Genomic DNA, 12,965 nt, shown 5'->3' with positions numbered 1-12,965 from the left:
ACGCCCGACCGCGCCTGTGGAAAACCCGGTCGGCCCCCGCCTCGGTCCCGCCTGGGCCCCGCCCTCGCCCCGTGGACTCAGTCCTTGTGGACGGTCCCGTCCGGGTCGAGCCCCCGGAACGACAGCAGCACGATCAGGATGCCGCCGCACACGATGGCCGAATCCGCGAGGTTGAAGACCGCGAAGCCCTTCGGCGCGATGAAGTCGACGACCGCGCCCTCGAAGACCCCCGGCGACCGGAAGATCCGGTCGGTGAGGTTGCCCAGCGCGCCGCCGAGCAGCAGACCGAGCGCGATCGCCCAGGGCAGGCTGTAGAGCTTGCGGGCGAGCCGGGCGATCACCACGATCACGATCGCCGCGATCATCGTGAAGATGATCGTGAAGGCCTCGCCGAAGCCGAAGGCCGCGCCCGCGTTGCGGATCGCCTCGAACTTCAGCCAGTCTCCGATGATCTCGATCGGCTCATGGTGCTCCAGCTTCGCGACCACGATCATCTTGCTGACCAGGTCGAGCGCGTACGCCAGCGCGGCGACCCCGAACAGCACGGCGATCCGGCGCCGCCCGCGCGGCTCGGCCGCCGCCTCGGTCCGCTGCGCCGCGGCGTCGCCGCCGTCGGACTGCTCCGGGTCGGCCCCCGCCGCGTCTGGAATGTCCGGCGTACCGATGATGCGCTCCGCCTCTGCCACGTGAGTCCCTCAACCTAGGTTCCTGACTGAGGACAAAGGTACGACACGCCCCGGCGGACCAGCGGCTCAGTCGGCGATCGCTAGCGGCGTTCCTGCTTCTGCTTGCACTCGACGCACAGTGTGGCCCGGGGGAAAGCCTGCATTCGCGCCTTTCCGATCGGATTGCCGCAGTTCTCGCAGAGCCCGTAGGTGCCCGAGGCGAGCCGGTGGAGGGCGCGCTCGGTCTGGTCGAGCATCTCGCGCGCGTTGTGGGCGAGGGACAGCTCGTGCTCGCGCGTGATGTTCTTGGCCCCGGTGTCGGCCTGGTCGTCGCCCGCGCCGTCCCCGGAGTCCCGCATCAGACCCGTCAGGGCCCGCTCGGAGGCCTCCAGCTCGGTCCTCAGCCGCATCGCCTCGGACTGCAGCTCCGTCCGGGCCTCGTCCACCTCGTCGAGGCTCCAGGGATCCTCGCCGGGGCGTACCGCGAGCTCGCCGGGCTCCACCGCGGCGGGCCGTGCCTTGGGGACGGCGGTGGGCTTCTTCTTCGCCGCCGTAGCCGTACCAGGAGTGTTCTTCGCAACCACCGTCGTGGCTCCCGTCGTCTCGGCGGCCTCGGCCGCGCCCGCCTTCTTGACCGTGCTCTTCGTCGCAGAGGTGCGCTTCTTGGCCGTCGTCTTCTTGGCCGCGGGCTTCCCGACGGCCGACTCACCACCGACCGACTTCCTGCCCGCCGGCTTCCCGACGCCCGACTTCCCGACGCCGGACTTCCCGGCGACCGACTTCCCGGCGACCGGCTCCTCGGCCGCGTTCTTCCTGGTCACCGCGCGCTTCGCCCCCGCCTTCTTCGCCACCGCCTTCGTGGCCACCGCCTTCTTCGCCACCCTCTTCTTGCCGGCCGCCTTCACTGCCGCGGCCTTCTGCCCCTCGTCCCCACCGCCGGAGGCCACCGTGGATCTGCCGGACGCCGACTGCTGTACGGCCGTCTTCTTCGCCACCATGGCCGCGCCCCTTCACATATTGTGATCTTGCACGCGTATCGTGCTGGGACGATAAATCGCCCCGAGTCCCGCGGCAACGGGGCAGACCACTCATTCCGCCCATCACACGACCGTCGCGCGACGAGCCTGCAAGCGTTGTGCCCAGCTCCCCGCCGGGTATTCCGCCACGCCGCACGTCCCAGGATCCGGACGCCCCACCCGCTCCATTCGGGTCATCGCGCAGGTCACCCCGCTCCCGCCCGACAACGCCGGCCGAGGTCCCGCCGAGCCCCTCCCACGGCCGCCGGAAATCCGGTCGGCCGCTGTCCGTACGGCGCCGTACACTGGGCGGAGCGAGAAGCGTGGATGGGGACGAGTAGCGTCGTACGCAGCCCAGAGCGACCCGGGGACGGTGGAAGCCCGGGGGCGAGCGCGATGTGAAGATCACCCCGGAGCCGCCGGAAGAAAGCCGCACCGCATGGCGCAGTCCGTGGGACGTGGCGAGTAGACCCGGCATCGCGACCTCAATGAGGGGGCTCACCGGCGCACACGGCGCACAGGCGAGCCAAGGAGGGTGGTACCGCGGGAGCGCGCCGCACACGGCGTACGAAGGATCGAAGCTCTCGTCCCTCCGACGGAAGGCAGCAAGTCCGTTGGAGGAAGCCCGCTCATGACAGAGCCGACGTACCGCCAGGTGCCCGCCCAGGTCGATCTGCCCGCGCTCGAGCACGCGGTGCTCGACTTCTGGCGCGAGCAGAAGATCTTCACCAAGAGCCTGGAGCAGTCCGAGGGCCGCCCCGAGTGGGTGTTCTACGAGGGCCCGCCCACCGCCAACGGCATGCCGGGTGCCCACCACATCGAGGCGCGCGTCTTCAAGGACGTCTTCCCCCGCTTCCGCACGATGCGCGGCTACCACGTGGCCCGCAAGGCCGGCTGGGACTGCCACGGCCTCCCCGTGGAGCTGGCGGTCGAGAAGGAACTCGGCTTCAACGGCAAGAAGGACATCGAGGCGTACGGCATCGCCGAGTTCAACGCCAAGTGCCGTGACTCGGTGACCCGGCACACCGACGCCTTCACCGAGCTCACGACCCGCATGGGCTACTGGGTCGACCTCGACGACGCCTACCGGACCATGGACCCCGAGTACGTCGAGTCCGTCTGGTGGTCGCTCAAGGAGATCTTCGACAAGGGCCTGCTCGTCCAGGACCACCGCGTCGCCCCCTGGTGCCCCCGCTGCGGCACCGGTCTGTCGGACCACGAGCTGGCGCAGGGCTACGAGACGGTCGTCGACCCCTCGGTGTACGTCCGTTTCCCGCTCACCTCCGGTCCGCTCGCCGGTGAGGCAGCGCTCCTGGTGTGGACGACCACGCCGTGGACACTGGTGTCCAACACCGCGGTCGCCGCCCACCCCGAGGTCACCTACGTGGTCGCCACGGACGGCAGCGAGAAGCTCGTCGTCGCCGAGCCGCTCGTCGCCAAGGCGCTCGGCGAGGGCTGGCAGACCACCGGCCAGACCTTCACCGGCGCCGAGATGGAGCGCTGGACCTATCAACGACCGTTCGAGCTCGTGGAGTTCCCGGCCGAGGCCCACTACGTCGTCAACGCCGAGTACGTGACGACCGAGGACGGTACGGGTCTGGTCCACCAGTCCCCCGCCTTCGGTGAGGACGACCTCAAGGTCTGCCGCTCGTACGGCCTGCCCGTGGTGAACCCGGTCCGCCCCGACGGCACCTTCGAGGAGGACGTCCCCCTCGTCGGCGGCGTCTTCTTCAAGAAGGCGGACGAACAGCTCACCGAGGACCTCCAGCAGCGTGGCCTGCTCTTCAGGCACATCCCGTACGAGCACAGCTACCCGCACTGCTGGCGCTGCCACACCGCGCTCCTCTACTACGCGCAGCCGTCCTGGTACATCCGCACCACCGCCGTCAAGGACCGCCTCCTCCAGGAGAACGAGAGGACCAACTGGTTCCCGGACTCGGTCAAGCACGGCCGCTTCGGCGACTGGCTGAACAACAACATCGACTGGGCGCTCTCCCGCAGCCGCTACTGGGGCACCCCGCTGCCGATCTGGCGCTGTGAGGAGAACCACCTGACCTGCGTCGGCTCCCGCGAGGAGCTGAGCCGGCTCTCCGGCACCGACCAGTCGGAGCTGGACCCGCACCGCCCGTTCATCGACGCGGTCACCTTCCCCTGCCCCGAAGACGGCTGCGGCAGCACGGCCACGCGCGTCCCGGAGGTCATCGACGCCTGGTACGACTCGGGCTCGATGCCGTTCGCGCAGTGGGGCTACCCGTACAAGAACAAGGAACTCTTCGAGTCCCGCTACCCGGCCCAGTTCATCAGCGAGGCCATCGACCAGACCCGCGGCTGGTTCTACACGCTGATGGCCGTCGGCACCCTGGTCTTCGACAAGTCCTCCTACGAGAACGTCGTCTGCCTCGGCCACATCCTCGCCGAGGACGGCCGCAAGATGTCCAAGCACCTGGGCAACATCCTGCAGCCCATCCCGCTCATGGACCAGCACGGCGCCGACGCCGTCCGCTGGTTCATGGCCGCCGGCGGCTCCCCCTGGGCGGCCCGCCGCGTCGGCCACGGCACCATCCAGGAGGTCGTCCGCAAGACACTCCTCACGTACTGGAACACGGTCGCCTTCCAGGCCCTGTACGCCCGTACGTCGAACTGGGCGCCCAGCGCGGCGGACCCGGCCCCGGCCGAGCGCCCGGTCCTGGACCGCTGGCTGCTCTCGGAGCTGCACGCCCTCACCGACCAGGTGACCGGGGCCCTGGAGGCGTACGACACCCAACGCGCAGGAAAGCTCCTCTCGGCGTTCGTCGACGATCTGTCCAACTGGTACGTGCGCCGGTCGCGCCGCCGCTTCTGGCAGGGCGACAAGGCCGCGCTGCGCACCCTGCACGAGGTCGTCGAGACGGTCACCAAGCTGATGGCCCCGCTGACCCCGTTCATCACCGAGCGGGTCTGGCAGGACCTGATCGTTCCGGTCTCCCCGGGCGCCCCCGAGTCCGTACACCTGGCCTCCTGGCCCGAGGCGGACCTCTCCGCGATCGACCCCGACCTGTCCAAGCAGATGGTCCTCGTCCGCCGCCTGGTGGAGCTGGGCCGGGCCACGCGCGCGGAGTCCGGTGTCAAGACCCGTCAGCCCCTGTCCCGCGCCCTGGTGGCGGCGACGGGCTTCGACGCCCTGAACCCCGAGCTGCACGCGCAGATCACGGAGGAGCTGAACGTCAGCTCGCTGGCCTCGCTCTCCGAGGTCGGCGGCTCGCTGGTGGACACCACCGCCAAGGCCAACTTCCGCGCGCTGGGCAAGCGCTTCGGCAAGCGCGTCCAGGACGTGGCCAAGGCCGTGGCGAACGCCGACGCGGCCGCCCTGTCCCTGGCCCTGCGTGAGGGCACGGCGACGGTCGAGGTCGACGGCGAGACCGTCACCCTCGCCCCTGACGAGGTCATCATCACGGAGACCCCCCGCGAGGGCTGGTCGGTGGCCTCCGACTCCGGTGCGACGGTCGCCCTCGACCTGGAGATCACGGAGGAGCTCCGCCGGGCCGGCCTCGCCCGGGACGCCATCCGGCTCATCCAGGAGGCCCGCAAGAACAGCGGCCTCGACGTGGCCGACCGGATCGCGCTCCGCTGGACGGCGACTGACCCGGCGGTGACCGCGGCGCTGACCGAGCACTCGGGCCTGATCGCGGACGAGGTCCTCGCGACGGACTTCACCTCCGGCGAGGCCGACGACACGTTCGGCAAGCCCTTCACGGACGAGGCACTGACGCTGACCTTCAGCCTGCGCAAGGCCTGACCGACAGGCGCAGCGGCACCCTGTCAGCGCCGGTAAGCGCCTCCTACCCCCGCCCAGCCACAGCCGCCGGGCACCCCGAAGGCCTGGGACACCGAAAATCTCGGCGCCCCAGGCCTTCGGCGTTGCGTACGCAGGACACCTGCCCCTCCACGCCCCGCCCGCGCACAGCAAAAGGGCGGGGCCCCGGATCGAAATCCGGGGCCCCGCCCTGAACGCTGCCGACGCCTACGGCGTACCAGTAGTCGTCAGTTGTCGTCCTCGTCGATGAGGAACCCGCGCATCGGCGAGGGAGCCTGCCCCATCGGAGAGGGGCCCTGCGGCCGGACCGGAGCCATCGGCTGGGTCATGGCCGGAGACATCTGCTGCTGACCGCCGTAGGAGGGCGCGGCCGGAGCCGGGGCACCGCCCATGCCTCCACCCATGCCTCCCGGGTTGCCGCCGTACGACGGGGCGCTCGCGCCGGCCGGAGCCATGGAAGGCGCCGGGGACGGCGGCAGCGACGCGGTCGCCGGGGTACGCGGCGGGGCCAGCGAGTCGTCCGCCTGGGTCTCCAGCTGACGCAGCTGCGACTCCAGGTAGGACTTCAGACGCGTGCGGTACTCGCGCTCGAAGCCACGCAGGTCCTCGACCTTGCGCTCCAGCGTGGCGCGGGCGGACTCCAGGGAGCCCATCGCGACGCGGTGCTTCTCCTGCGCGTCCCGCTCCAGCGCGTCGGCCTTGGCACGGGCGTCCCGCTCCAGACCCTCGGCGCGGCTACGGGCCTCACCGACGATCTTGTTGGCCTCGGAACGGGCCTCGGCGATCGCCTGGTCGGCCGTCTGCTGGGCCAGCGAGAGCACGCGCGCGGCGCTGTCGCCGCCGGGACCCTGACCGGGGCCGCCCATCGGACCACCCATGGGGCCGCCCATCGGGCCACCCATCTGCTGCATGGGAGGCTGGCCGCCCATGGGACCCTGGCCCATCTGGCCCTGGCCCATCTGCGGCTGCATCTGGCCCTGACCCATGGGGCCCTGGCCCATCGGTCCCTGACCCATCGGGCCGGGACCCTGCTGCCCACCCTGGCCACCGGGGCCGGCGGGCAGCTGCGGAGCACCGCTCGGCAGCTGGGGCGGGCCACCCATGGGGCCCCCCATCTGCTGCGGCGGGCCCGATATGCCGGCGGGTACGGGTCCACCGGGACCTCGCATACCCTGCTGCTGCATACCGCCCTGTTGCTGCATGCCGCCCTGCTGCATGCCGCCCTGCTGGTCCTGCGGCTCCGGCGGCTTGCGCATGTTCTGCTGGTTCTGGGCAGCGGCGCGCGTGGCCGCGGCCAGTTTGGCGCGCAGGTCCTCGTTCTCGCGCAGCAGGCGCGTCAGTTCGGCTTCGACCTCATCGAGGAAGGCATCGACCTCGTCCTCGTCATAGCCTTCTCGGAGGCGGACGGTCGTGAACTGCTTGTTCCGCACGTCCTCGGGGGTCAACGGCATCTCTTCACCTCAACGTAGTCGTCGGCATTCGGCAAGACCGCATCTCTCACACCGCTCCCATCCCGCTGGCTACCACCGCACGCAGGATGAAAACGATGATCATCAGCACGAAGAAGGACAGGTCGAGCGCCACGCCCCCGAGACGCAGCGGCGGAATGAACCGCCGCAGAAGCTTGAGCGGTGGATCGGTGACAGTGTAGGTGGCCTCCAGAACGACCACCATCGCCTTGCCGGGTTGCCATGAGCGGGCGAACTGGAAGACGTAGTCCATGACCAACCGGAAGATCAACACGATGAAGAACACCGTCAGCGCGATGTAGAGGATCGTCAAGACCACGCTCATGTCCGGTGTTTCCCTCTCCCCAATGCCGTGTTGCTCTACCGCTGTTTTCGGTCGTACGTCTCAGCTCTGGTTGAAGAACCCGCCCTCTGCGATGCGGGCCTTGTCCTCCGCCGTGACATCGACGTTAGCAGGCGACAACAGGAACACCTTCTGCGTCACCCGCTCGATGCTGCCGTGAAGACCAAACACCAAACCGGCCGCAAAGTCGACAAGTCGCTTCGCATCTGTGTCATCCATCTCAGTCAGATTCATGATCACCGGGGTGCCCTCACGGAAGTGTTCCCCGATGGTACGGGCCTCGTTGTAGGTCCGCGGGTGCAACGTGGTGATCCGGTAAGGCTCTCGTTCGGACACGACCTTGGGCATGATCACCGGCGCGTTCTTCTCCAGACTCGAACGTTCTTGTGTGATGGACGCCACGGGCGCGATCCGGGCGGGTCGCACCGATTCCGCGGGGAGCGAAGCGGCGTGCGACACCGGCTCGCGCTGCACCGGGGGCTGCACCACTCGTACCGATTCATCCCTTTGGGACTGATGTGACTGGTGTGACTGGTGCACCGGCTCGTGCCGGCGGTGGTCCCGCTCGGGCTCCGGGTCGAGCTCGGGCTCGAAGTCGTCATCGGGGTCGAATCCCCTGCCGTCGTACCCATCGTCCTCCACGAGGCCGAGGTAGACCGCCATCTTGCGCATCGCGCCGGCCATGCTCTGAGTCCTCCGCTCTGTGGTGGATCGACTGACGACTTCCCAAGTGCCCGCGATCCACGAGGTCGTTGCGCCCGCCTCTCGACGGAATGACCATATTTTCTGCTGTGGTCCGACTTCTTGGCGACGTTACCCGAGCCCGGGACGGACTCCGAGTACCGCAGTGCCGACGCGTACATGTGTCGCTCCGGCCGCCACGGCATCCTCGAGGTCCGCACTCATCCCTGCGGAGACCATGTTCGCAGCCGGATGGGCTCGGCGCAGGTCGGTCGACAAATCCATCAACCGCTCGAACGCGGCCCGTTGGCGTCCGGCGTACTGCCCGGTGAGCGGCGCGACGGTCATCAGACCATCGACCCGCACTCCCGGCGACCGGGCCAGGAGGTCGGCCAGCTCTTCGATTCCGCCCGGACCGACACCTCCTCGCTCCCCCCGGCCGCTCTCGTCGGCGTCGAGCGCGACCTGGATGAGACATCCCACCTCACGTCCGGCCCGAACGGCTTCTTTCGACACAGCCGTGACAAGCCTGGAACGATCGACGGACTGCACGAGATCCGCGTAACGCACCACAGAACGGACCTTGTTGGTCTGCAACTGGCCCACGAAGTGCCACACAAGGGGCAGATCCGAGCATTCGGCCGCCTTGGGCGCCGCGTCCTGGTCCTTGTTCTCGGCGACGTGGCGCACACCGAGTTCCGACAGGATCCGCACATCGCTCGCCGGGTAGGTCTTGGTGACCACGATCAGGGTCACCTCTTCCCGTTTGCGGCCCGCGGCCACGCAGGCCGCGGCGATGCGCTCCTCCACCTTCGCCAGGTTTCCGGCGAGTTGTGTCTTACGGTCGGTCATGCCTCTCAGTCCAGCCAGACATATCCCGCGAGTCGCCCTGTGGCGCGGTCGCGACGGTACGAGAAGTGATCGCGCGACTCCAGCGTGCACACGGGCGACTGCTCCCGGTCGCGCACCCCGAGGCGCTCCAGCTGTGCGTGCACTCCGGCGCACACATCCACGGAGGGCGTGCCCCAACTGGTCTCGGCGTACGCCGTCGGCTCGACGGAGGCCACCTCGGCGCGCATCGCCTCGGGCACTTCGTAACACCGGCCGCAGACGGCGGGTCCGGTGCGGGCGACGATCCGGGCGGGGTCGGCGCCGAGTTCGGCCATGGCCCGTACGGCCGCGGGGACGACCCCGGCGATCATGCCGGGCCGGCCCGCGTGAGCGGCGGCGACGACCCCGGCGACGGGGTCGGCCAGCAGCACGGGCACACAGTCGGCGGTGAGTACGGCGAGCGCGAGACCGCGCCGGGTGGTGACGATCGCGTCGACGGGCGGAATGTCGCCGGAGGCGGAGCCGGAACCAGTGCCGGAGCCGGACTCCCACGCTCCGTCGACCACGGCGACATCCGCGCCGTGCACCTGGTTCATCCAGACGACCCGGTCGGGTTCCAGACCCAGCGACTTGGCCGCCAGCTCCCGGTTGGTCGTCACAGCGGACGCGTCGTCCCCGACCGCCCCGCCGAGATTGAGCTCCTCATACGGAGCGGCGCTCACCCCGCCCCACCTGTCGGTGAAGGCGAAGTGCGCGCCGCTCACGTTCTCGCGCCGTCCTATCACTTGAGGAAGTCCGGCACGTCCAGCTCCTCCGCGGCGCTGTCCGAGTAGGACCGGGACGGCGGGACCGGCGGAGCGACCGGAACCTCGTTCACCGGTTCCGGGGCGGGCGCCGGCGGCTCCTCCTTCGGCTTGACGCTGCCGAGCGAGCCGAAGGACGGGCGGTTCTCGGCGGGCCGCGCCGGAGCGGGCTCCTCGCGCTTGGCCGCGGCCGAGCCGAGGATGTTGTCCCGCTTGGCCGGGGGCTGGCCGCCGTCGAAGCCGGCCGCGATGACCGTGACGCGGACCTCGTCGCCGAGGGCGTCGTCGATGACCGCACCGAAGATGATGTTGGCCTCGGGGTGGGCGGCCTCGCTGACCAGCTGGGCGGCCTCGTTGATCTCGAACAGACCGAGGTCCGAGCCGCCGGAGATGGAGAGCAGGACGCCGCGGGCGCCGTCGATGGAGGCCTCCAGGAGCGGCGAGGAGATCGCCATCTCGGCGGCGGCCACCGCGCGGTCGTCGCCGCGGGCCGAGCCGATGCCCATGAGGGCCGAACCGGCCTCGGACATGACGGACTTGACGTCGGCGAAGTCGAGGTTGATCAGACCGGGGGTGGTGATCAGGTCGGTGATGCCCTGGACACCGGAGAGCAGGACCTGGTCGGCCGACTTGAACGCGTCCAGCACGGAGACCTGGCGGTCCGAGATGGACAGCAGCCGGTCGTTCGGGATGACGATGAGGGTGTCGACCTCTTCGCGCAGCTCGGCGATGCCGTCCTCGGCCTGGTTGGCGCGGCGGCGGCCCTCGAAGGTGAAGGGGCGGGTGACCACGCCGATGGTGAGGGCGCCGAGGGAGCGGGCGATGTTGGCCACGACGGGCGCGCCGCCGGTGCCGGTGCCGCCGCCCTCGCCGGCCGTCACGAAGACCATGTCGGCCCCCTTGAGGACCTCCTCGATCTCCTCGCGGTGGTCCTCGGCGGCCTTCCGGCCGACGGCCGGGTTGGCGCCGGCGCCGAGTCCGCGGGTGAGTTCACGGCCGACGTCGAGCTTGACGTCGGCGTCGCTCATCAACAGAGCTTGCGCGTCGGTGTTGATGGCGATGAACTCGACGCCCTTGAGACCGACCTCGATCATCCGGTTGATGGCATTGACACCACCGCCGCCGACACCGATGACTTTGATGACTGCGAGGTAGTTCTGTGGTGCTGCCACGTCGAAGGCCTCTCGCCTCGAGTTACGTGTCGCCGCTTCGCGGGGTACCCGCGAGCCGACGACTGATGCCGAAGTGGGACGGTCCGAACGCCGACCCGAACCCTAACGCTGAAGTTTAGGGTTACCAGTGTGACTGTTCCTTGGACTCTTCCGAACAGGACACTAAGTCGACAAGTGGCGCACGTTCAACGAACACGCCGAACCTCCCGTTTTTCTTTTCACCCTATGTGATCAGCCGTAGCGGTGCCCAACCAGGGTGCTGGCCTGCGCGGATGTGCGTCAACTCCCCGATGACGCGGGCGCGGTGGGGACACTCACGTCGAAGTGCCCCGCATCGGGCGCCGCTTTCATCAGGGCGGTGAGCGCGCGGCCCTTCGCGCGCCCCCTCTCCGCACTGCCCCAGGCGACCGTACGGTCTCCGCTCAGCTCCAGCGAGATGGCGTCGTAGGAACGGACCTTGACGACCAGGGTCTGGGGCGCGATCGCGGCCGGAATCGCGTCGGCGACCCGTACGGCCTCCCGTACGAGCCGGTCCTCGCCGAATCGCCGCAGACTGGCGGCGGACGAACCGGACCTGGAGACCGTCAATTCCAGGAGGGGAACACCTTCCGGGGCACGTGAAACCGTGGCAAAACGCACACCCTTCGCGTCCACTTCGACGTAGTTGCCCGAATTTCCGGTCGCTTCGACAATCAGAACCGGAGTACGTTCACTCACTTTCAGCCCGATTCCATGGGGCCAGGAACGGGTTACCTCGACGGAGTCGATTCGGGGCAATCTCGCGAGCAGCCGTGACTCGATCGCGTCGAGGTCGACGGAGATCAGCGGGTCGCCGAGCGGGACGGCAGCCACCTCGCGCACCTGGGCCTCCGTCAGCACCCGGGTGCCCGACACGGAGACCCGCTCGACCCTCAGCCACGAGGAGCCGTACAGGGTCCAGACGCAGGCGCCTCCGATGAGGACCAGGGCGACCGCGGCGGCGATCAACGCCCGGCGGCCGGGGAGTCGCCGCCGGGGCGGCGGGCCGGAGTCCAGATCCTCGTCTGCGCCACGTTCGGCGGTGGTCGGTCCGGCCACGCTCCCCTGCCTCCTGCCGCGCCCTTAACGGCGCGACGCGATCGCCTCGTACACCATCCCGACGAGCAGGTCGTCGGCGTCCCGGCGGCCGAACTCGCTGGCGGCGCGGGACATCTCGTACAGCCGGTGCGGGTCGGCCAGGACGGGCAGCACGTTCTGCTGGACCCACTGGGGGGTCAGTTCCGCGTCGTCGACCAGCAGTCCGCCGCCGGCCTTGACCACCGGCTGGGCGTTCAGCCGCTGTTCGCCGTTACCGATGGGCAGCGGGACGTAGGCGGCCGGGAGCCCTACGGCGGAGAGTTCGGCGACGGTCATCGCGCCCGCGCGGCAGAGCATCATGTCGGCCGCGGCGTACGCGAGGTCCATCCGGTCCACGTACGGTACCGGGATATAAGGGGGCATTCCCGGCATCTGGTGCACCTGCGGCAGTTCGTTCTTCGGGCCGACCGCGTGCAGGATCTGGATCCCGGCCTGCTGGAGGTAGGGCGCGACCTGCTGGACGACCTCGTTGAGCCGACGCGCGCCCTGGGAGCCGCCGGAGACCAGCAGGGTCGGCAGGTTGGGGTCGAGGCCGAACAGCGCGCGGGCCTCGGGGCGCACGGCGGCCCGGTCGAGCGTGGCGATGGAGCGGCGCAGCGGGATGCCGATGTAGCGGGCGTCGCGGAGCTTGCTGTCCGGGGTGGAGACGGCGACCTGGGCGGCGTACCGGGAGCCGATCTTGTTGGCGAGGCCGGGGCGGGCGTTGGCCTCGTGGACGATGATCGGCACGCCGAGCCGCTTGGCGGCCAGGTAACCGGGCAGGGCGACGTAGCCGCCGAAGCCGACGACCGCGTCCGCCTTCGTGCGCTCCAGGATCTGCTCGGTCGCCTTGATCGTGCCGCGCAGCCGACCGGGCACGGTGATCAGCTCGGGGGTGGGCTTGCGCGGCAGGGGTACGGCGGGGATCAGCGCGAGTTCGTAGCCGCGCTCGGGGACGAGGCGTGTCTCGAGGCCGCGCTCCGTGCCCAGGGCCGTGATGCCCACGGTCGGGTCCTGCCTGCGCAGGGCGTCCGCGAGGGCGAGCGCGGGCTCGATGTGACCGGCGGTTCCGCCACCGGCGAGTACGACATGCACCG

11 protein-coding genes are annotated in these 12,965 nt (G+C 69.8%); 1 reads left to right on the top strand and 10 read right to left on the bottom strand.

Translation table 11 applies throughout. From position 1 onward, the window contains the following. Positions 1 to 77: 77 nt before the first annotated feature. Entirely contained in the window at positions 78 to 686 is a 609-nt protein-coding gene (lspA, locus tag P8T65_RS35385) for a signal peptidase II (protein ID WP_316729221.1), read from the bottom strand. An 80-nt stretch (positions 687 to 766) separates the two neighbouring features. Beyond that, positions 767 to 1,663, bottom strand: coding sequence for a TraR/DksA family transcriptional regulator (locus P8T65_RS35380; RefSeq protein WP_316729220.1), 897 nt, complete (start codon positions 1,661 to 1,663; stop codon positions 767 to 769). A 649-nt stretch (positions 1,664 to 2,312) separates the two neighbouring features. On the opposite strand from P8T65_RS35380, the gene ileS reads away from it, so the two are divergent. Next, entirely contained in the window at positions 2,313 to 5,456 is a 3,144-nt protein-coding gene (ileS, locus tag P8T65_RS35375; RefSeq protein ID WP_316729219.1) for an isoleucine--tRNA ligase, read from the top strand. A gap of 245 nt (positions 5,457 to 5,701) precedes the next feature. Here the strand turns inward: ileS and P8T65_RS35370 are convergent, their stop codons facing one another. From P8T65_RS35370 to murG, 8 genes are all read right to left on the bottom strand, one after another. Further along, complete coding sequence (locus P8T65_RS35370) at positions 5,702 to 6,925, bottom strand: DivIVA domain-containing protein (RefSeq protein ID WP_215454649.1); 1,224 nt, start codon at positions 6,923 to 6,925, stop codon at positions 5,702 to 5,704. Positions 6,926 to 6,971: 46 nt separating this feature from the next. Next, positions 6,972 to 7,268, bottom strand: a complete 297-nt coding sequence (locus P8T65_RS35365) for a YggT family protein (protein WP_033528111.1) — start codon at positions 7,266 to 7,268, stop codon at positions 6,972 to 6,974. A 60-nt stretch (positions 7,269 to 7,328) separates the two neighbouring features. Then, positions 7,329 to 7,970: a cell division protein SepF gene (locus P8T65_RS35360; RefSeq protein WP_316729218.1), complete on the bottom strand. Its 642-nt coding sequence runs from the start codon at positions 7,968 to 7,970 to the stop codon at positions 7,329 to 7,331. Positions 7,971 to 8,099: 129 nt separating this feature from the next. Further along, a complete protein-coding gene (locus tag P8T65_RS35355; protein WP_316729217.1) occupies positions 8,100 to 8,819 on the bottom strand; it encodes a YggS family pyridoxal phosphate-dependent enzyme in 720 nt (239 codons plus the stop codon). 5 nt (positions 8,820 to 8,824) lie between these two features. Beyond that, positions 8,825 to 9,583, bottom strand: a complete 759-nt coding sequence (pgeF, locus tag P8T65_RS35350; protein ID WP_316729216.1) for a peptidoglycan editing factor PgeF — start codon at positions 9,581 to 9,583, stop codon at positions 8,825 to 8,827. Then, positions 9,580 to 10,773, bottom strand: coding sequence for a cell division protein FtsZ (ftsZ, locus tag P8T65_RS35345; RefSeq protein WP_184895212.1), 1,194 nt, complete (start codon positions 10,771 to 10,773; stop codon positions 9,580 to 9,582). The genes pgeF and ftsZ overlap by 4 nt, the downstream gene beginning before the upstream one ends. Positions 10,774 to 11,052: 279 nt before the next feature. Beyond that, positions 11,053 to 11,850 (bottom strand): FtsQ-type POTRA domain-containing protein, encoded by a 798-nt coding sequence (locus P8T65_RS35340; protein WP_316729215.1) that lies wholly within the window; start codon positions 11,848 to 11,850, stop codon positions 11,053 to 11,055. A gap of 24 nt (positions 11,851 to 11,874) precedes the next feature. Further along, a complete protein-coding gene (murG, locus tag P8T65_RS35335; protein ID WP_184895208.1) occupies positions 11,875 to 12,963 on the bottom strand; it encodes an undecaprenyldiphospho-muramoylpentapeptide beta-N-acetylglucosaminyltransferase in 1,089 nt (362 codons plus the stop codon). Positions 12,964 to 12,965 lie beyond the last annotated feature (2 nt).

This window comes from Streptomyces sp. 11x1, from assembly GCF_032598905.1.
Lineage (GTDB): Bacteria > Actinomycetota > Actinomycetes > Streptomycetales > Streptomycetaceae > Streptomyces.
Note: the sequence above shows the minus strand (reverse complement) of the source record. Positions and strands in the feature narration are given on the sequence as shown.